Below are 19,571 nucleotides of genomic sequence, written 5' to 3'. Positions count from 1 at the left end.
CTATTCCTCGATGGCGGGCAGCGTGATGGTGAAGGTGCTGCCCTCGCCGGGGGTGGAGGCCACCCGGATGCTGCCGCCGTGGCGGTCGGCGATCTTGCGGCAGACGGCCAGTCCGATGCCGGTACCCTCATACTGCTCCCGGCCGTGCAGGCGCTGGAAGATCATGAAGATGCGCTCGAAGTATTCGGGCTCGATGCCGATGCCGTTGTCGTGAATGGCGATATCCCAGGTATTGGCGTGGCGCGTCGCGCTCAGTTCCACCACCGGAGCCCGGTCGGGAGCCCGGTACTTCAGGGCGTTGCCGATCAGGTTCTGGAACAGCCGGAGCAACTCCATGCGGTTGCCGTGGGCGTGGGGCATGGCGGTACGGGTGGTCACCGTGGCGCCGCTTTCGGCGATGGTGGCGGAGAGGTTGGCCAGGGCGTCGGCCACCACCTCGCCCAGGTCCAGGTCGGCCATCTCGCGGTCGGCGTGGCCGATGCGCGAATAGTCCAGCAGGTCGCGGATCAGGGCATCCATGCGCTTGGCACCGTCGACGGCGAAATGGAGCGATTCGGCGGTGTACTCGTCCAGACTGTCCTTCAGCCGCCGCTGGAGCAGTTGCAAATGCCCGGTGATGGCCCGGAGCGGCTCCCGCAGATCGTGGGAGGCCACATAGGCGAACTGCTCCAGTTCGGCGTTGGAGCGGGCGAGGTCGGCCAGGGCCTTCTCCACCGTCTTCTGCGCGTTGCTCTGCAAGGTGATGTCGCGGGAGAAGACGGCGATGCGGCTGATTCCCCCGTCCGTATCGCTCACCGGGTAGATGCGGTTATCGAACACGGCGCCATCGCGCTCGTCATGGACGTGCAGAGGCACTTTTTCCGCCAGGACCTGATTCAGGTGGGCGCGCCGGCCTTCGGCCACCTTAGGGGGGAGCCAATCGAAGAAATTGCTGCCCACCATCTGGCCGGGGGGGCGGCCGAAGCGGGCGGCGAGCGCCTCGTTGGCCGCCAGGATAAGACCCTCGGGGTCCAGCAGCATGGCGCCGTCGATGGTGGCGTTGAGCAGGGTCTTGGACAGTTCCTCGCTGTCGCGCAGCGTCTGTTCGATCTGCTTGCGCCGGATGATGCCCGCCAAGGTGTCGGCGACCATCTTCAGGAAGTGCTCCTCTTCCTTCGCCCATTGGTGGCCGTGGCCCACATAGGTGTTGAGCACGCCCAACAGGTCGGGGCCGTCCATGACCGGGACGCAGTAATGGCCGTGGTCGTGCATGTCGGCGACCCGGACCTGGTGACGCTTGTCCACATGGCTGGCGAAGATCACCTTGCGCTGCTGGGCGGCAATACCGCACAGACAATGGCCGACCTCGACCATCGTGCATCTGCGGACGATGGCCGGCGCCATATTGTGCTCGGCGACCAGCCGCAGCGTCTCGCCGCCGGGCTCGGTCAGGAAGATGCTGCCCTTCTCCTCGAGATTGAGCCACGGCAGGCTGAGAATCTCGACCAGGGAATCGTGCAGGATATCTTGCAGTGGCCGGTCTTCCAGGGAATGGCGGAGAATGCCGCCCAGCGCGGTGGTGACCGCCAGGTTGCGGGCCGCGTCGGCTTCGGCCCGGACGCGCCGGGCGATGTCGCGGAACAGGGTCACCGCCCCGGTCACCTGTCCATTCTGGATGATGGGCGCCGAGGTGAACTCCACCTGAAGGGGGGTGCCGTCGCGCCGCCAGTGAATATCGCGGGGCACGTGGCGGATGTTGCCGTCGTGCAGGGTCTGCCATACCGGACAGGCGACGGCGGGGAACTCGCTGCCGTCGGCGCGGTGATGGTGGACCTCTTCATGCAGGTTGAGGCCGATTCCCTCGTCCTCGCCCCATCCCAGCATGCGGCGGGCCGCCGGGTTGATAAAGGTGATGAGGCCGTCGGGACCGACGCCGCAGATGCCGTCGCCGGCCGAGCCCAGGATCAGTTCCAGGCGATGACGTGCTTCCTCGGCCTGGGCGTGGGCCGCCTCGAGGGCCAACGCGGCGGTATGACGGTTGCGCCAGCCGCGCAGGAGCAACCCGGCCATGGCCACGCTGAGCAGCGACAGCCCGGCGGCGACCGTCACCAGGATCACCGCCTGCTGCTTCCAGTCGGCCAGGTAATCATCCTCGGCCAACCCGACGATCACCCACAGCGGCAGGTCTCCCAGCCGGTTGAGATAATGGCTGCGCGGCAGATTATCGATGCCGGAATGGGCGAGGTAGGCGGCCTTGTCGGTTCCCGACTCGATGAGTGCCCGCAATTGCGGCGAAGGAGCCGGCGCCTTGGCCACCACGCCGCCGGGGCTGTCCAGGTTGGGGACACGGGCCAGGATCGACGGCCCCTCGCCCCACAGACTGATGCCGCCATGGGGCCCGACATTGATGCTGGAAAAACTTTTGGTGAGCATGTCGAGCGGTATCGCCACATGGACATCACCGGCGAAAGAGCCGTCCGGAGCGTTGAGACGGCGGCTCAGGGTGATCATCCAGGTCTGGGCGGCGCGACCGAGAACCGGCTCGGAGACGACCAACCCGGCGTTCGGGTCGTCGCGCATCCTGATGAACTGCGGCCGGTCGGCGATGCTGGCTTGGGCCACCTTGATGCCCGTCACTCCGTAGCGGATGACGCCCGCCGCATCGACCACGCGTAATCCAAGGGCCTCGGGCAGACGGGCGTCATGGCGGCGCAGAACCTCTTCGAGTTCGGCGGGATTGATGCCGCCGGCCCGTTCCTGACGGGCGATCTCGTCGGCCACCGCCAGTAAGGTCAGGTCGATCTTGGCGATGGTCCCGCCGAGGCTGGTCCGCAGCACCGTGGACAGGCTTTCGGCCAGCACGTTCGCCTGCTCCTGGGTCTGCGTCCGGGCCGTGGCGATGACCATGGTGACTGCGGCGGCGATCAGCAGGTTGAGCATCACGACGGCCAGGAATACCCGTCGGGTGAAACGCCGCGTCTCCGAATCCCTCCCGGCCGGCACCATCGATGCAGGGTGGGGAACAATGGGAGGTGGCTGGGACAGCATGATCAACCAACCCGAACGACATAGGCGCTATGTCTGAGGATAATCTCGGGGCTGCTGCCGGGCAAGGGTTTATACCTATGCGCGGCATCGGGGCAGGAGCGTCTCTAGAAATTAGCGATGGCGCAGGACTGCCCCTTGCCGCGCAGGGCCCGGCACAGGGTTTCGGCGTCGGCACCCGACAGCGGCCCGGCCATCAGGCGGTAGGTTGTGCCCAGGTCCGGGATGTCGGTCTTGACCGCCTTGAACTCCAGGGGCGCCAGTTCCGGATATTCCTTCTTCAGGGCCTCCACCGCCTTGTCGGTCATGGTGGGCGAGGCCATGGAGAGCAGGTGCAGCCCCAGGGTTCCCTTGGGGTTGAACGGCTGCGTGCCGCCGGGAATATCGCCGGGCTTGGTGGCGCCGGGAACGCCGCCATCGGGAATGGCGGGCTTTTTCTTCACCGGCTTCTTCTTGGGCGGCGGCGGAGGGGGCGGTGGCGGCGTGTTGGCCAGGGTCCGTTCGGCGGCGATGATGGCGGCCATTTCCCGCTGATGCTCGTCATGCTCCACCAGACCGAGGCGGGCCAGATCATCGACGCGCCGCCGGCCGGTGGCCAGGGCGGTGGGGTCGAGCCGGGCGGGCGGCGTGCGCAGGGCGGGCTCGGCGGGCAGCAGGGAATCCATCAGGAAGTCGCGCTCGGCCTGACGGACCGAGGGGGGCATACCGGCGGCGGGTACCGACAGGCGGGACAAACGGTCGGCGATGTCGCGCAGGGCGACCGGACGGCCCAGCCCGGCGGCCGGCGGCGGTGCGGAATAGGGCAGCAGCGCGCCCATATTGGCGTTGCGCCGGGTTCCGGCCTCCTCCGGGGTGACCAGACCGGCCTCGACCAACTGGCGCAGCAACAAGAAACGCTGGGCCTCGGGGTCGGCGGCGATGACGGAGGGCACATCGAGGCGGACTTCGGGGTAGCGGACAGCCTCGGGGACCGTCTCCTGCTGGGGTGACGGCCAGGACCCGGCGGGCGGCGGAAATCCGACGATGCGGCCGCCGCCGCCGCATCCGGCCAGACCCAACGAGGCCGCCAGAAGTGCCGCGACCGAACCCAGATGCAAAGCGCGACGCGCCATTGGCAGCAACCCCCGAAACTCCTCGCATGAAGGGTATGCGCTCGGTCGGCAATGTCAACCTCCGCCGCGGGATGCTAAGCTGGTCCGACCATTCATTGAGTTGGGGGACTGCCATGACTGTCGCTGGTCCGGTGCGCTATGATGCCGTGGCGCGGACGCTTCACTGGGTGATGGCCGCCGCCATCATGGCCCTGTGGGTGGTCGGCCACATGATCGACGCCCTGCCCAAGGGGCCGGTGCGTTCCGAGGTGATCGGCCTGCACAAGGCCATCGGCGTGGTTCTGCTGGTCCTGGCGGTGGCCCGTCTGGCTTGGCGGCTGGCCCGGCCGCAGCCGCCATTGCCCGCCTCCATGTCTGCCGTGGAACGCCTGATGGCCTCGGCCGGCCACCTCGCCCTTTATTTGCTGATGGTGCTGATTCCGGTGGACGGCGTTCTGATGAGCCAGAGCGGCGGCCGCGAGGTTTCGGTATTCGGTCTGGTGCTGCCCACCTTGGTCGGCAAGAGCGACGCCCTCAAGGAAATCTTCAAGGGCGGCCACGAGGTGCTGGGCTGGGTTCTGGCGGCCGTGCTGGTCGGGCACGTGGCGGCGGCGCTACGCCACCGCTTCATCCTCAGGGATGATGTCATGGACCGGATGTTGCCGGGCCGCTGACGCCACCTGGTCGGGAGAGGAGGGGGAACTCCTCTCGCGAACCAGGACCCCGACGATTCCTGCCTGGGGCCGGGATCATCGGGGTATTGGATCAGGCGTGGGCGCTGGCGCCGACCAGGTCACCGCGCAGCACGCGGCCGGAGTGGATGGCTTCGGCCATGACGATGATGGTCTCCACCACGTCCTCGAAATCATCCATGCGGTCGGTGTTGATGGTCAGGTCGAACTGGCTGGCGTCGGACAGGCGTGAGCCGAACGCTTCCCACACGAACTTGCCGCGACGATGATTGAGGTCCCGGGCCTTGGCCAGCAGATCGGCCTCGTTGCCGTTGCCGCTGGCCGCCATGCGCTTGGCGCAGACTTCGGGAGTGCCGGCGATGCGGACGCGCAACGCGCATTCGCCCGCCAGGATGACATGGGCGCCGCGGCCGACGATGATGCCGCCCAGGCGGCCCAGGCTCATCACCACCTTGATCAGGGTGTCGCGATAGGCGTCGGGGCTGATGTCCTTGCCCGAGAACAGGCGATAGAGCCACATATCCTTGGCCCGGCCGAAGCCCTCGTCCAGCAGTTGGACGATGGCCGGATCGTCGTTGAGGCGGCTTGCCACCTCGCGCAGCAGATCCTCGTCATAAAGGGGCAGTTTCAGGCGCTGACACAGCCGGGTGGCGATGATGTCGCCGCCCGAACCGAAGTCGCGTGACATGGTGATGACCGGCTGGCGGGGTCGGAGGTGTTCTCCCTGACGGGGAACGGTCGCCACCTCGGCCATCGCGGAGATTACGGAGAGGATATTGGTCGTCATGGCAGCCTCCCTGCGGAATACCTACCTAACGCCCATGATACGCCCATGATCGCCGGGCGACCATCCCCTACGAAACAACGGTCGGCCCGGCAAAAAATGCGATGCTGGAATAATTAGAGCGCCGCGCCTCAAATATGAGGCACTGCGCTCTAGGTTTATCATTGCCCCTCGCCGGGCGCGCGCCTCCGCGCGCTTGGCCGCCGCCTCAACGGCGGCTGGTCGCACTGTGCGCCAGATTTGGCGCTCGATGCTCTAAATACGGTAGCCCAGGCGAATGCCGCCCCAATGACGTCCCTGCACCATGATGGGGGCCGAGACGTCCTTCATCATGATGAACTGCCCGCCGCCCATGTCGCGGCGGTAGGTCTGCAGCAGGAAGGGCCGGGTATTGCGGCCGGCGGACAGGCCGGTGCGGTCGTTGAAGATGCGCCGGTTGCGGCAATTGGCGTTGTTCCACACCGGGTCGGCGCCCTGGGGGTGCGAGACCTTCTTGTTGTGGGTGGCGATATAGCCGTTGCGATCGATGGTGACGCAGAAGGCCACCCGGCCGTCGAGACCGAGCAGCGGCTCCTGGATGTCGGGCAGCACCTGATCGCTGAACGCTGCGTAGCGCGAGGTGTGCTGCTGGGGGTTGGTGCCGCCGATGGGCTGGTAGGCCTCGTCGAACAGGTCGGAGATGGAGATGCGCCCGCCGGCGACCGCCTGCTCGAACATCGCCGAGACCTTGCGGGCCGCCTCCTGGATCGCCTCGATGAACGGCGTGTCGGCGGTGCGGAAGCCCGAGGCGGCGATATAGCCCATCAGTTCCTCTGAATTGCCCAGCAGCGAGGCGATGCGCTCGTCGGCCTTGCGCAGGCTCTCGCTGGTCATGGCGATGCCCTCGAAGAACTTGTCGATTTCGCCGATCACGTCGCCGCACTGGGACAGGGAGGCCGAGGCGGCCTGGGAGATGTCGCCCACCTTGCTCTCCACGGATTCGATGACGTCGCCGAACACCGAAACCGCCTCATTGATGACGCCCACTCCCGAGCCGACCGAATCGGCCATCTTCAGGGTGTCGGTGGAGGTCTCGATCAGGTCGGTGACCGAGCCCGACAGCTTGTGCACGGTGTCGTCGATGCCGCTGGTGACGTCGGCGGTCTGGCGCGCCAGGGTCTTGACCTCGGTGGCGACCACGGCGAAGCCCTTGCCGGCCTCGCCGGCCCGCGCCGCCTCGATGGTGGCGTTCAAGGCGAGAAGGTTGGTCTGGCGCGCGATCTTCTGGATGTTGCGCGACATGGTGCTGACTTCGCCCAGGGCGCCTTCCAGGCCCTCCAGGCGTTCCTCGATCCCCTGGACGGCGCCGACCAGCTGGTTGACGCCCGACAGGGCCTCTTCGACGGTCCGCAGGGATTCCGAGGATTGATGCCCGGCCTGGATGGTCATGTCGCGGGTTTCGCGCCCGGCGGTGTCGATCAGCCCGATGGTTTCGGCCATGGCATGGGCGATCATCTTGAGATGACCGAACAGCTCTTCCTGGTGTTTGACGAAGCGGGTCAGGCCATCCATGGTGCCGGCGATGTCGGCGACCTCGAGGCTGAGACTGTCGATCTGCTTCAAAACCTCGGTGGCGAACGAGTCAACACTCTCCGCCGTCGGGGAGGCCCCGCCGCGCTCAGCCGTCATTCCGCTTTCTCCCAGATGTACAATTCACCTATTTTACGGCGCCTCTTCCGGGCACCTTTCTTCAATAAAACCTATTGCCAGGGGACGCGTCAACGCTTGCGTTCATATGTATCCATGGCATTTGGTACAAGAAGCTGGTTTTAGGGCGATGAGTCCTCGGCCTCTTCCGGAGTGCCGGCGGCATCATATTCAATTGGAGGTTTTACAGGTCTATTCTTTGCCGGATTGGAAAAACGGAACCGTCCGGCCAGAATGCAGCCCTTCATGCCGGGGTCGCAGGGGCGTCCGGCCACCCGCGTACATGTGCCGTGATCGTCGTGGGCGCAGCCCCATCCGCTCATGGTGACCTCCTGTTCGCTGCGGTCACTATAGCACAGTGGAGTCTAGAGGGTCTGACGCTCGTCAAGGGCGCGGGCCAGGGCGCAAAATCCCTCGACCGGAATTTCCTCGGCCCGCGCGGTGGGGGCGAGGCCGGTCCGCTCCAGCAGGCCCTCGGCATCTCCCAGGGATTTGAGACTGGAGCGCAGCATCTTGCGGCGCTGGCCGAAGGCGGCGGCGGTGACCCGTTCCAGCGTCTCGAAGCGGGCCGGGGCCAGGGGCTCGGCGCGCGGCACCAGTTCCACCACCGTGGAGGTCACGGCGGGCGGCGGGGTAAAGGCGCGGCGGTCGACGTTGAACAGCGGACGCACCTCGCACCGCCACTGGGTGATCACCGACAGGCGGCCGTAATGGTCCGAGCGGGGCGGCGCGGCCAGACGGTCCACCACCTCCTTCTGGAACATCAGGATCAGGCGCTCGAACGCCTCGGCACGGCGCAGCCAGCCCAGCAGCAGGACGGTGGAGATGTTGTAGGGCAGGTTGGCGACGATGCGGCGTGGCGTGTCGCCCAGACCGGCGGCATCGACGGTCATGGCGTCGGCGGCCATGATCTCCAGGCGGCCGGGATAGGCTTCGGCGATCTCGTTCTGGATGGCGATGGCGCGGTCGTCGCGCTCGATGGCGATCACCCGGCGCGCCCCGGCATCCAGCAGGGCGCGGGTCAGGCCGCCGGGTCCCGGACCGATCTCGATCACCGAACCCACCGTCAGGTCTCCGGCGGCGCGGGCGATCCGCCCGGTCAGGTTGAGATCGAACAGGAAGTGCTGGCCCAGGGACTTGCGGGCGTCGAGTCCGTGGCGGGCGATGACATCGCGCAGCGGCGGCAGCTCAGCCATGGTATCCGGCCCGGTTGGCGGCGATGGCGGCGGCCATGGACAGCGCGGCGATCAGGCTGTCCGGTCTGGACCGTCCCGTTCCCGCCAGATCGAAGGCGGTGCCGTGATCAGGCGAGGTGCGCACCAGGGGCAGGCCCAGAGTGACGTTGACGCCGCCGTCGAAATCGATGGTCTTGATGGGGATCAGCGCCTGATCGTGATACATGCACAGCGCCGCGTCATAGCCCTGCCGCGCCCTGGGATGGAACAGGGTATCGGAGGGCAGCGGGCCGAAGGCGTCGATGCCCATGGCGCGCAGATCGGCTACGGCGGGACCGACCACGTCCTCGTCTTCCCGCCCCATGCTGCCGCCTTCACCCGCATGGGGATTAAGCCCGGCGACGGCCAGCCGCGGCCGGGAAATGGCGAAATCCACCTCCAGCGCCCGAGCGGTGATGCGGCCGATTTCCACGATGTCGGCGCGGGTGAGCGTGCGGATGGCCTCGGCCAGGCCCAGATGGATGGTCACCGGTACCACCCGCAACTGGGGGCAGGCCAGCATCATCACCTCGCGCAGGCCTGGACGGTCCAGCAGGGCGGCCAGGAACTCGGTGTGGCCGGGAAAGGCGAAGCCGCCCCGATACATCACGTGCTTGTGGATGGGATTGGTGACCAGACCCGCCACTTCACCGGCCAGGGCCAGGGCGACGGCACGTTCGATGGCCGCCTTGACCGCCGGCACGTTGGCGGGATCGGGCTTTCCCGGCTCGACCGCCACGGGCAGGGGCTGATGCAGGACGGGAAGCGCCGTGGCGAACACGGCCCCGGCCTCGGCGGGAGAGGAGACCTCGCGGATGGGGGCGTCCAGGCCCAGCCGATCGGCCAGAAGCCGCAGCCGCCCGGCATCGTCGATCATTACGAACGAGGGAACGGCACCGGTCGAGCGCTCGCTCCAGGCCCGCAACGCGATGTCCCCCCCGATGCCGGCGGGCTCGCCCATGGTCAGGGCGAGGACGGTCACAGCCGGAAGTCGACGAACGCGGCGCGACGGAGGTCTCGCAGATAGCGCCGGGACAGCATGTCCAGGCGCTCTTCCTCGATGGAACGGCGCATGGCATCGCGGGTGGGCAGACCGCCCTTGGTGACGTTCTCCTCGCGCGAGCAGACCATCAGCACCAGCAGGGCGGTTCCCATGGAGACGGGGGCGCTGGGCTTGTTGAGCGACAGCGAGGCCACGGCGGAACGCAGGTTCTGCGGCAAGGCCGACATCATGACGTCGTCGCGGCGGCCGGACTGCTCGGAATTGAGCTTGCGGCCCAGTTCCTCCATCTCGCGGCACGACTTGAGTGGCGCGGTCAGTTCCGCCGCCTTGGCCGACAGCTGATCGATCGGCGGCGCGCCGGGCGGGATCGGGAAGACGACCTGGACCAGATTCAGCTTGGGGTCCGAGGCGCTGGCCTCGCCGGCTATCCGCTTATCGACCATGGCCAGGATGGTGTAGCCGGAGGCCGTACGGACCAGCGGGCTGATCTGGCCCTTTTCCAAGCGTTGCGCGGAGTCGCGCAGGTCATCGTCCAGCAGGGCCGGGCTCAGCCAGCCGAGTACGCCGCCATTGGCGGCCGAACCGCTTTGCGAGAACTGGCGGGCCAGGGCCTGGAAGGGCGCGCCGGCGCGCAGTTGCTCGATCAGGCGTTCGCCCAGGCGCTTGGCCTCTTCCTCCTCGCGGGGGGTTTCCGCCATCAGGACGATTTCGGCCAGCATGAATTCCGGCTGGCCGAATTGCTGGCGCATGGTTTCAAGGCGTTCGGATATCTCGTCCTCTCCCACCCGGATGGTGGGCTGCAGCGAACGCATGATCAGCCTGACCCAGGTGATGTCGGCCCTGATCTGGTCCTTGGCGGCATCGGGGTCGACGCCGGCCTTGGCCAGGGACGGCAACAGCGATCCGGGCGGCATGTGGTTCTGGTTTTCGATGTTGGCGACGCCGCGCAGCACCTCTTCATTGCCGATGCTGACCTTGAGCCGGCTGGCTTCCTGCGACTGCAGGCGCTCGTCCACCATCTTGCGCAGAACCTGGGGCAAGGCGCGACGGCGGTTCTCGATATTGTCGGGCATTCCCGAAACGGTGACGACCAGTTTCAGGCGGGCGTCGAGATCGCGGATGGAGATGATCTCGTCGTTGACCACCGCGGCGATGCGGTCCACGTCCTGGGCCGCGGCATGCCGAAGGGGGGCGTACGAGATCAGGAGTGCGGTCAGGACGATTGCGGCGCGGGCCAGCATTCTTGGGTTTCCTCCCTCTAGAAGACGCTGACGGGCGCTTCGCCCAGCGATTTCAAGACCACGGTCAGGCTCAGATGATACCCGGACAGCAGACCGTTCAAATCCGATTGGTAGCGGTTGAATGCCCCGATCACGGCAAAGCACTCGTCGCTATACATGGTGTTGGCCGTCCAGCTAACCGTGCCGCCATTGTTGGCCAGATCCTGCTGCAATGAAAAGACGCTCCGCCAATGCTGCGACATCGAGGAACTGAGGCCGTAATTGATGTACTGCCGCTTGGGGTAGATGGCGCTGGTGTTGCTGGTGCCGGGCGACATCATACCGTAATCGGCGCTGAGGACGAAGGCCGGCGGCCCGATGGAGACGCCGGCCTCGTTGCGGCGGACTTCCAGCGTGTCCTTGTCGAGCCGTACCCGATCACGAAGCGTAAAATTGCCGATCGGGGTGATATCGACGCGTCCCACGTAGTCGGAGAGGGTATCGGTAAAGCCGCTGCCGCTTCCGAAGGTCGAGGTTTTGTGCTGGCGCCAGCCCTGGGCGGCCTGGGCGATGATGGCGCCTCCCCGGCTGGGATAGGCGGCCCAGCGCAGCCCATAGGCGCCGCGCGCGCCGCCCTCGACCTGATCCAGGCCGGGCAGGCGGTTGGGGCGCATTATATTGGTTTCGTCCAGTTCGAAGGCCACGGAATCCTCGTTGGGAATTCGGGAATCCACGCCGGCGTTGGGGCTGACCGCCACCATGGCCATGGGCTCGATCACCTGGGTGACCGTGCTGCCGGAGCGGGTGAAGGGGTAGCGCCAGTTGATCGCCACCTCGGGAATGGCGCGTCCGGCGCTTCCCGAGGTCTTGTCCGTGCCGATCAGGTGGTCGGCGTGATAGCCGTCGCCGCGTACGGAGGTGGAAATGGCGTAGACCTGTCCGTCGGGCGAGGTGAGCGGCAGATTCCAGGCCACCTTGGTCGACAGGCGCTGGGCCTGGGTGCCCACATCGCGGGTATAGGCCAGGACATCGGAACTGGTCGACCAGTAGCTGCCGGCCCAGCCGGGCGAGCTGATGGTTTGATAGACCATGTGCGGCAGGACGACCGGCGACTTGCTGGCATCCTCGATCACCCGCTTGCCCTCGAACGACATGGCTTCGACCATGGCATAGCCGCGTCGGCTGAAGCCCTCCACATAGGGACGGTTCATCAGCCAAGGCCGGTCTTCCTCGGTCCGCACGCGGTAGAGCGAGCGGTAGGCGAGATCGGACTGATGCTGGATTTGCCATCCGGCCCGCCAGGTGGTGTCCAGTTCTACCAGGCCCTTGGATTCAATGTGGCCACGGATATCGCTGGAGTTCTTGTCGGCGGTGATGCTGGCCTGGGTGGTGGCTTCACCGTGGATGCCGCGCCAGCGGTGCTGACCCGACAATTGCATCCGCTTCAGCACCGAGGTGGGGACGTCCTTGTCCGGTTTGTCGAAGGTGGCGATCCGGTCCAGCATGAAGCGCGGCGTCAGGGTGAAGTCTTCGTTGTCGTCAACCACCTGGAAATACGGCACGGCGATGGACGGCCCCAGGCTGCTGTTCATGCCGAAGGTCGGGGTCAGTACGCCGCTCTGGCGCTTGATCGTCGGATCGGGATGGGAAAGGTAGGGGGTGTAGGCGACGGGAACGCCCTTGAACTCCAGCCAGGCATCCCGGTATTCCACCTGGGCCTCGGCCTGGTTATGGGTGACGCGCTCGGCCTTGACCTGCCACAGCGGCGTGCGGTCGGGATCGTCACGGCACGGCTCGCAGGCGGTGTAGACGGCGCGGTCGAAATCGGTGCGGTCGCCGCCCACCCGCTGGGCGCTCTGCGCCGCCAGACGGGAGTTGTCGGCCAGGATGGAGCGGATGTCGCGGGCCACGCCGTTCTTAAAGTCACCGGTCAGCTCGAAATAATCGGCGCGGGTGACCTCGCCCGACGGCTCGGTCAGGACCACGTTGCCGGACGCGCCCATGACGTCCTGCTTCATGTTGTAGCTGACCGTGTCGGCACTGATGGTGCGGCCGTCATGCACCATCTCGACGCGGCCCTTGGCGGTGACCACGTTGAACTCGCGGTCATAGATCACCTGGTCCGCCATCATGTGCACCGGCTCGACGTCGCCCCCGGCCGCCTCGGCGCCGCGCATGGCGCCGGGGATGATGCGTGGCGGGCGCTTCAGGCCCACCGCGTCGCCGCTTTCGTCCTCGCCGCGCATGATGACCGAGGCGCGCCGGGTGGCGTCGGAAGCGGTGCGCTGAGCTTCTCCGATGGGGGAGGCCTCGGCCCGGATCGCCGGTTCCTCCCGCGTCTGGCGGGTGCGGCGCGGTTCCGCGGCCGGCGGCGGTTGGGGTGCGACCACGGTCGGGGGGATGGAGCTGTTGCGGGGCGGCGGTGGGGCGGCGGGCTCGTCGTCGCCCCAGGCCTGCCCCCACGATCCGGTCTCGGGATAGGCGGTGCCCATCTCGGTGGCGGGAAGCGGCTGGGCGGTGCGCACCGGGGCCGGGGCCGGCGCGGCCGGCTGGCTGGGAAGGGTGACGGCGGCCGGCGGCGGCACGTAGCCGGGAGCCGCCTGGGGAGCCGGGCGGGGGCGCTGCGGCGCCGGAGCGCGGGCGGCGGCGGCCGGGTCGTCGTCACCCCAGGCCTGTCCCCAGCTTCCCGCCTCGGGCCAGGCCTTCTGCTCGGTGACCACGTCGGCGCGCGCCGGTGCGATCAGCGCCGAGGAGGCCGACAGCAGGGTGATGAGGAGCAGATGGCGGGAAGAAGACTGCACGGTGGTCACCTTCGATCCCGTCACGCGGCGCCCAAGGCCGGGGCTGTCCGGCGGCGCGGCCACGGCGGGCGCGCCAGGACCCACAGGCCGAGGGCGATGGGAAGGGCGGCAATGATGTAGATGAGCGGGACGAAGGCCAGATTGCCGGCCGACAGGTTGGAGGCTCCCAGCGCCAGGGCCTGGACGGCGACCATCAGGGCGGTGGCGACCATCACCTGCATGGTCTGGCCGCGCCGGTCGAAGCCGGAGGTCAGCAGGACGGCGGCGGCCAGCAGCGGAAAGGCCAGATTGTAGAGCGGCGAGGCCAGGCGGGAATGCAGCTCGGATTTGAAGCGGCGGAGATCGCTCTTGTTCTCCACGCTGTCGTCCATGCTTAGCAGCTCCAGGGTCGAGCGCTCGCGGGCGTCGCGGAACCGGTCGGGCTTGGTGCCGGTGGCGGTGTTGAAGTCCACCGTGTAGTTGTCGAAGTAAAGCAGCGACAGCTTGCCGGTACCCGGCGTCACTTCCTGGCGGTTGCCGTTGGACATCAATACGCGGGGACCCTGTTCGGTATAGACCAGGGCGCCGCGCTCGGCCATCAGGGTGACGGGGCGCTGCGGATGGCGCCTGTCATGGACCAGCAGGCCGGTCAGTTCGCCGTTGGGAGTGCGCGAGCGGACGTAGATGGTCAAGCCCTCGCCGAACTTGTTGAACAAGCCTTCCTGCAGCAGCACGTTGCCGATGTCGTTGCGGATGGTCCACTGCATTTCGTGGAAGCTGCGCACGGTGACCGGAATAATCCAGCAACTGAGCAGATAGCCCAGGGCCGTTACCGCCAGCCCCAGAATGACCGCCGGCCGCGCCAGGGCGAGATGGCTGAGCCCGGCGGCGCGCAGAACCACCAGTTCCCGGTCCGCGATCAGCCGGTTGTAGGTGAAAAGCACCACGGCAAAAAGGGAAATCGGGACGATAACCACCAGGAAGCCCGGCATCAGCAGGATGGTGAGCTTGAGGAAGGCGCCGATGGACAGCCCCTTGTTGACGATCATCTCGACGAAGCGCAGCGACTGGGTCAGCCACAGGACGCAAGCCAACGCGGCGGAGACGAAAATCATCCCCACCGCCATCTGGCGCATCATGTATCGCGTGATCCCCGACATGGCGCGGGATTATAGACATGGGGCGGGCGGTGGAACAGCGAAAGGTGAGGGGCTTCGCCGATTCATTCCGGCGGTTCAGCGCAGGATCTTTCCCGGGTTCATCAGGCCCCGGGGGTCGAGCGCCGATTTGACCCTGCGCATCAGGTCGAGGTCCACGCCCGGTTTGTAATGGACCAGTTCATCCACTTTCAGCCGGCCGATGCCGTGCTCGGCCGAGATGGAACCCTCCATCCCCACCACGATGTCGTGGACGATGCGGTTCATCTCGGCCCAGCGGGCCAGGAAGGCGGACTTGTCGGCACCCTCCGGCTGGGTCAGGTTGAAGTGGGTGTTGCCGTCGCCCAGATGGCCGAAGGGCACCACCCGCACGCCGGGCATGGCCGCTTCCACCGCGCCGGTGCAGCGGCGGATCATCTCGGGAACGCGGGAGGTGGCTACCGAGACGTCGTGCTTGATGGAGCCGCCCTCCTTCTTCTGGGCCTCGGGGATGGCTTCGCGGATGCGCCAGAAATCGGCGCGCTGCGAGTCGCTTTCGGCGATCACCGCATCCACCGCCAGCCCCTCCTCGAAGGCCCGGGTCAGCACGTCCTCCAGCGCTTCGCGCAGGCCGCCGGGCCGCGACGACGACAGTTCCAGCAGCAGCATCCAGTCGTGGGGCGCCGCGAAGGGATCGCGCACGCCCGGTACGTGGCGCAGACCCAGTTCCAGTCCCCGGCGCGGTATCAGCTCGCAGGCGGTGACCGAATCGCCGCTGGCCGTACGCGCGCTGGCGAACAGGGGCAGCGCCGTCTCCAGGTCGGACAGCGCCACCAGGGCGGTGACCACTTCGCGCGGGCGGGGAAACAGCTTCAGCACGCAGGCGGTGACGACGCCCAGCGTCCCTTCCGCACCGATGAACAGGTGCTGCAGGGCATAGCCGGTATTGTCCTTGCGCAGCCGTTTCAGCCCGTTCCAAACGGTTCCGTCGGGCAGCACCACTTCGAGGCCCAGCACCAGATCGCGGGTGTTGCCGTAGCGCAGCACGTTGGTGCCGCCGGCGTTGGTCGAGATGTTGCCGCCGATGCGGCACGAGCCCTCGGCGCCTAGGCTGAGCGGGAACAGGCAACCGGCCTCTTCCGCCGCCTGCTGCAGATTGGCCAGCACGCAGCCCGCCTCGGCGGTCAGGGTGAAGTCCACCGGGTCCACGGCGCGGATGCGGGTCAGCCGTTCGGTGGAGATCACCACCCCCCGCCCGTCCTCGGACGGCACGCCGCCGCCGCACAGGCCGGTATTGCCGCCCTGGGGCACCATGGGGATGCCGGCGTCGGCGCAGGCCTTGACCACATCGGCGACTTCGGCGGTGGAGGCAGGGCGGACGACACCCAAGGTGGCGCCGCGGTAGAGGCCGCGCTCCTCCACCAGATAGGGGGCGAGGTCGGACGGATCGGTGATGACGTTGCCCGGACCGACGATGGCGGCCAATCGATCGATGATGCTCATTTCTGTCCGTCCCTCAGGCGCCGGGCGGGCGCCTTGGCGCCCTTGGCTCCTCCGCTGCGCTCCGGGTCGCTCAACGCTCCCGCGCTCGGCGTGGCCTCGCTCATTTCTGTCCGTCCCTCAGGCGCCGGGCGGGCGCCTTGGCGCCCTTGGCTCCTCCGCTGCGCTCCGGGTCGCTCAACGCTCCCGCGCTCGGCGTGGCCTCGCTCATTTCTGTCCGTCCCTCAGGCGCCGGGCGGGCGCCTTGGCGCCCTTGGCTCCTCCGCTGCGCTCCGGGTCGCTCAACGCTCCTGCGCTCGGCGTGGCCTCGCTCATTTCTGTCCGTCCCTCAGGCGCCGGGCGGGCGCCTTGGCGCCCTTGGCTCCTCCGCTGCGCTCCGGGTCGCTCAACGCTCCCGCGCTCGGCGGGGCCTCGCTCATTTCCGTCCGTCCCTCGGTGCCGCCGCGCGCTTCAGGCGGTCGTTGATGGCCAGGCCCAGGCCGCGCTCGGGGATGGGCATCACGGCGATGCCCCGGTAATCGGGGCGGTCCAGGGCGCGCAGCATGGCGAACAGATGGGCGGCGGCCTCGGACAGGTCGCCCTTGGGCGACAGGTTGAGAACGCAATCGGGGGCGGGGCCGAAGCCCAGCAGCGCCTCGCCCGGCTCCGCCCTGGCGGCGTTCAGGCGGACGGGAAGGGCGGGGGCGTAGTGGCTCTCCAACTGGCCGGGCGAGCGCGGCGCGTCGGGCGTTTCCGAGGAGCGGCGCAGCGGACGGCCCAGCACGGCCTCCAACTCCTCGGCGGTGATGCCGCCGGGACGCAGCAGGGTGGGCGGGTCCTCGGACAGGTCGATGACGGTGGATTCCACCCCGACCCGGCAGGGGCCGCCGTCCAGCACCATGGCGATGCGGCCTTCCAGGCATTGGGCCACATGCTCGGCGCGGGTCGGGCTGACCTTGCCCGAGCGGTTGGCCGACGGTGCCGCCAGGGGGCGGCCGGCCGCCTTGATCAGGGCCAGGGCCACCGGATGATCGGGCATGCGCACCGCCACGGAATCGAGGCCGGCCGAGGCCAGCAGCGACACCGGCGAATCGGCGCGCCGCTTCAGGACCATGGTCAGGGGGCCGGGCCAGAAGCGTTCGGCCAAGCGATGGGCGGAATCGGTGATTTCCACCAGGGCGGCGGCCTGCTCCAGGCTGCAGACATGGGCGATCAGCGGATTGAAGCTGGGGCGGCCCTTGGCCTTGAAGATGGCCGCCACCGCGCTGTCCGAGGTGGCGTCGCCGCCCAGCCCGTACACCGTCTCGGTGGGAAAGGCCACCAGCCCGCCCTCGGCCAGCACCCGCCCGGCGCGGGCGATGGCGGCGGACTCGGCGGGCAGGATGAAGGCGGAGGTGTTCGGGCTCATGCCCGGACCATAATTCATTCCCCGCCCGCCGGGAAAGGGGGAGCTATTGCTCCGCTACCGTGGAGAGCGCCCGGATGAAGGCGCCCAGGCCCGAGCGGCGGACCGGGACGAAGGGCTTTTCCCAGCGGCGGCACAGGCGCTTGACCTCGTCGTGGGCGCCGTGGCTGACGCTGTCCACCGGGAACAGCACGGCGTCGGCGCGGCCGAACAGGGAGTGCAGGCGTCCCATGCTCTCCTCGAAGCCGCCGTCGTGATGGGTGAAGGTGCCGCCCGCCTCCTCCACCAGCCGGCGGAAGTGGGGCAGGTGCTGGTTGCGGCCGCCGACGAACAGGATGCAGCGGCCGCACAAATCCAGGCGGGCGCAATCCTCGTCGCATTCACCGAGCCCGTCGCCCGCCTCCGCCGCCGGGGCGAGAGTGGCGGCCAGACGGGATTCCGAGGCGGCCAGCTCGTCGCGCATATCGCGCACGTCACGCTGGAGGCGCTCGTTCTCCGCATCCCGGTCGCGGGCCTGGGCCTGCAGCCGGCGGGCTTCGTCCTCGGCCACCTGACGGAAGGCGGTTTCCACTTCCAGCAGGTGGTGCACTTCGCCCAGGGCACGATGCAGCCGGTCCATTTCCCGGGCCGAGTCGGCGGCGTGGGCGAGGCGGCGGGACTCGGCGGCCTCCTGGTCCAGCAACTGGCGCAATTCGCGGATTTCGGTGTTGCGCCTGCCGATCTCGCCCTTCAGGCGGTCCTGCTGGCGCGCCACTTTGGCCTCCAGATCGGCCTTCTCGCGCTCCAACTGGTGAATGGAGCGCAGATCGGCCCGTGCCGCCGCCCCCACCTGATGGGACAGCATGTGGATATCGCCGAACACCCGGTTGCGCAGGGAATCGGTGGTGTCGGGGTGGCTCATCACCGCCCAGCAGGCGGAGGCCACGTCACCCCTGGTCAGGGCATCCTCCCACCAGAGGGTCAGGGCGTCCTCGCCGGCCAGAGGTTTGGCGCGGTTGATGGCGACGGCGTGCTTGCGGTCCAGCAGCTTAGTCAGCGCCTTGCCAACCTGCCGCTCCCGCGAGGCCAGATGGATCATGGAGGTGTGGATTTCGTAGGCGCCGGGCCGGGCCGAGCGCATCTGTACCTTGAAGCGCGTCGCCACACCTTTCAATTCGCCCAGGCTGAGGCTGGTGCCGATGATGGTGCAGTGCCACTGGTTGTCGATTTCCCACAGCCGGGCGCGGTGGCGGGGGGCTTCCGGCGTGGGTTCGGCCAAAGCGGGGTGGCATTGCTCACACATGGAAAGGCTCCTCAAGTGCAAATGCGAATGACTCGCAATTTGCCCCCGTGCGGGCCTGCTGTCAAGCGGTCTTGGCCAGCCCCGTCGCTTCCAGCAGCGGCGAGACGGCCGAGTTCTCCACCAGCATGGCGCTGTAGGAATCCATCATCTCCGCCCAGTCGTGGAATACCGCGAACAGGCCGCTGCTGATTTCCTCGGTCACCGTCACCGTATCGGGCGGCGGCAGTTCGAGGAAGGCTTCGGCTTCACCGCCCTCGAAATGCACCGTCATGCCGCTGCGCCGCGCCAGGGCGACCATGGAACGGTTGTCGGACAGGCACAGGGTGTAAAGCTTCTCGGCCCGGCGGTTGCGGGCAAACGCCGCCGCCTGGCGCAGCAGCTTGGAGCCGATGCCGTCGGTGCGGTGGCCTTCGTCGACGCTGACCCCCACTTCGGCGAGCGAACCGGTCAGCGCCACATGGGCGGCCCCCACCAGTTCATCCTCGGCGAAAGCGGCGAGAATCAGGTCATCCGCCCCAATGGTGGCGACATAATCGTCGATCACCTGATCCGCCACGCCGGAGCGGGCGAAGCGCAGGCGGCGATCTTCGGGCGACAGGCGCTTCAGGTGGGCGGCATAGGCGGCACGCTCATGGGTGTAAAGTCTGCGGATCAGCATGGCGACCTCCTTCAAGTGGTCTTACCATGAGATGGGGGTTTTTATGCTGCAGTGCAACATAAACTTCTGTGCCAAGGGCTGCATGGAGGCATGCGGGCGGCTCTCGACCGCCGCCTC

At 67.7% G+C, this 19,571-nt stretch carries 13 protein-coding genes and 1 pseudogene; 1 reads left to right on the top strand and 13 read right to left on the bottom strand.

Features of this window, described 5'->3' with window-relative positions; all coding sequences use genetic code 11:
* Nucleotides 1-2,919: a PAS domain-containing protein gene (locus CP958_RS18135; RefSeq protein ID WP_242442976.1), complete on the bottom strand. Its 2,919-nt coding sequence runs from the start codon at nt 2,917-2,919 to the stop codon at nt 1-3.
* 212 nt (nt 2,920-3,131) lie between these two features.
* Nucleotides 3,132-4,136, bottom strand: a complete 1,005-nt coding sequence (locus tag CP958_RS18130; RefSeq protein WP_096703590.1) for an SPOR domain-containing protein — start codon at nt 4,134-4,136, stop codon at nt 3,132-3,134.
* A 113-nt stretch (nt 4,137-4,249) separates the two neighbouring features.
* On the opposite strand from CP958_RS18130, the gene CP958_RS18125 reads away from it, so the two are divergent.
* Nucleotides 4,250-4,789, top strand: coding sequence for a cytochrome b (locus CP958_RS18125; protein ID WP_096703589.1), 540 nt, complete (start codon nt 4,250-4,252; stop codon nt 4,787-4,789).
* Nucleotides 4,790-4,880: 91 nt separating this feature from the next.
* Here CP958_RS18125 and CP958_RS18120 read toward each other — a convergent pair whose 3' ends face one another.
* The 11 genes and pseudogenes from CP958_RS18120 to CP958_RS18065 all read right to left on the bottom strand — a co-directional run bounded on the left by CP958_RS18120 (nt 4,881) and on the right by CP958_RS18065 (nt 19,454).
* Nucleotides 4,881-5,594: a cytidylate kinase-like family protein gene (locus tag CP958_RS18120; RefSeq protein WP_096703588.1), complete on the bottom strand. Its 714-nt coding sequence runs from the start codon at nt 5,592-5,594 to the stop codon at nt 4,881-4,883.
* Between the two features lie 252 nt (nt 5,595-5,846).
* On the bottom strand, nt 5,847-7,259 hold the full coding sequence (locus tag CP958_RS18115) for a methyl-accepting chemotaxis protein (protein WP_096703587.1): 1,413 nt from the start codon (nt 7,257-7,259) through the stop codon (nt 5,847-5,849).
* Nucleotides 7,260-7,642: 383 nt separating this feature from the next.
* A complete protein-coding gene (gene rsmA / locus CP958_RS18105; protein WP_096703585.1) occupies nt 7,643-8,473 on the bottom strand; it encodes a 16S rRNA (adenine(1518)-N(6)/adenine(1519)-N(6))-dimethyltransferase RsmA in 831 nt (276 codons plus the stop codon).
* On the bottom strand, nt 8,466-9,473 hold the full coding sequence (gene pdxA, locus CP958_RS18100; RefSeq protein ID WP_096703584.1) for a 4-hydroxythreonine-4-phosphate dehydrogenase PdxA: 1,008 nt from the start codon (nt 9,471-9,473) through the stop codon (nt 8,466-8,468). The genes rsmA and pdxA overlap by 8 nt, the downstream gene beginning before the upstream one ends.
* Complete coding sequence (locus tag CP958_RS18095; RefSeq protein WP_096703583.1) at nt 9,470-10,735, bottom strand: peptidylprolyl isomerase; 1,266 nt, start codon at nt 10,733-10,735, stop codon at nt 9,470-9,472. The genes pdxA and CP958_RS18095 overlap by 4 nt, the downstream gene beginning before the upstream one ends.
* 17 nt (nt 10,736-10,752) lie before the next feature.
* On the bottom strand, nt 10,753-13,515 hold the full coding sequence (lptD, locus tag CP958_RS18090) for an LPS assembly protein LptD (RefSeq protein ID WP_242442975.1): 2,763 nt from the start codon (nt 13,513-13,515) through the stop codon (nt 10,753-10,755).
* Between the two features lie 20 nt (nt 13,516-13,535).
* Nucleotides 13,536-14,633, bottom strand: coding sequence for an LPS export ABC transporter permease LptF (gene lptF / locus CP958_RS18085; protein WP_096703582.1), 1,098 nt, complete (start codon nt 14,631-14,633; stop codon nt 13,536-13,538).
* Between the two features lie 96 nt (nt 14,634-14,729).
* Nucleotides 14,730-16,237: pseudogene (locus CP958_RS18080) on the bottom strand (FAD-binding oxidoreductase).
* 308 nt (nt 16,238-16,545) lie between these two features.
* On the bottom strand, nt 16,546-17,517 hold the full coding sequence (locus CP958_RS18075) for an L-threonylcarbamoyladenylate synthase (RefSeq protein ID WP_096703639.1): 972 nt from the start codon (nt 17,515-17,517) through the stop codon (nt 16,546-16,548).
* Nucleotides 17,518-17,560: 43 nt separating this feature from the next.
* The gene (locus CP958_RS18070) at nt 17,561-18,796 is read right to left on the bottom strand and encodes a DUF2325 domain-containing protein (protein WP_096703580.1); all 1,236 of its coding nucleotides are present in this window, start codon (nt 18,794-18,796) and stop codon (nt 17,561-17,563) included.
* A gap of 61 nt (nt 18,797-18,857) precedes the next feature.
* A complete protein-coding gene (locus tag CP958_RS18065) occupies nt 18,858-19,454 on the bottom strand; it encodes a GNAT family N-acetyltransferase (protein ID WP_096703638.1) in 597 nt (198 codons plus the stop codon).
* Nucleotides 19,455-19,571: the final 117 nt, after the last annotated feature.

The sequence above is a fragment of the Magnetospirillum sp. 15-1 genome, assembly GCF_900184795.1.
Lineage (GTDB): Bacteria > Pseudomonadota > Alphaproteobacteria > Rhodospirillales > Magnetospirillaceae > Phaeospirillum.
The sequence above is the reverse complement of the archived record's forward strand: the minus strand, read 5'-3'. Positions and strand labels throughout refer to the sequence as shown.

Excerpts from the sequence above, each read along its gene's own strand:
- CP958_RS18135 (WP_242442976.1), bottom strand. The coding sequence starts at position 2,919 with ATGCTCAACCTGCTGATCGCCGCCGCAGTCACCATGGTCATCGCCACG.
- CP958_RS18130 (WP_096703590.1), bottom strand. The coding sequence starts at position 4,136 with ATGGCGCGTCGCGCTTTGCATCTGGGTTCGGTCGCGGCACTTCTGGCG.
- CP958_RS18125 (WP_096703589.1), top strand. The coding sequence starts at position 4,250 with ATGACTGTCGCTGGTCCGGTGCGCTATGATGCCGTGGCGCGGACGCTT.
- CP958_RS18120 (WP_096703588.1), bottom strand. The coding sequence starts at position 5,594 with ATGACGACCAATATCCTCTCCGTAATCTCCGCGATGGCCGAGGTGGCG.
- CP958_RS18115 (WP_096703587.1), bottom strand. The coding sequence starts at position 7,259 with ATGACGGCTGAGCGCGGCGGGGCCTCCCCGACGGCGGAGAGTGTTGAC.
- rsmA (WP_096703585.1), bottom strand. The coding sequence starts at position 8,473 with ATGGCTGAGCTGCCGCCGCTGCGCGATGTCATCGCCCGCCACGGACTC.
- CP958_RS18095 (WP_096703583.1), bottom strand. The coding sequence starts at position 10,735 with ATGCTGGCCCGCGCCGCAATCGTCCTGACCGCACTCCTGATCTCGTAC.
- lptF (WP_096703582.1), bottom strand. The coding sequence starts at position 14,633 with ATGATGCGCCAGATGGCGGTGGGGATGATTTTCGTCTCCGCCGCGTTG.
- CP958_RS18075 (WP_096703639.1), bottom strand. The coding sequence starts at position 17,517 with ATGAGCCCGAACACCTCCGCCTTCATCCTGCCCGCCGAGTCCGCCGCC.
- CP958_RS18070 (WP_096703580.1), bottom strand. The coding sequence starts at position 18,796 with ATGTGTGAGCAATGCCACCCCGCTTTGGCCGAACCCACGCCGGAAGCC.
- CP958_RS18065 (WP_096703638.1), bottom strand. The coding sequence starts at position 19,454 with ATGCTGATCCGCAGACTTTACACCCATGAGCGTGCCGCCTATGCCGCC.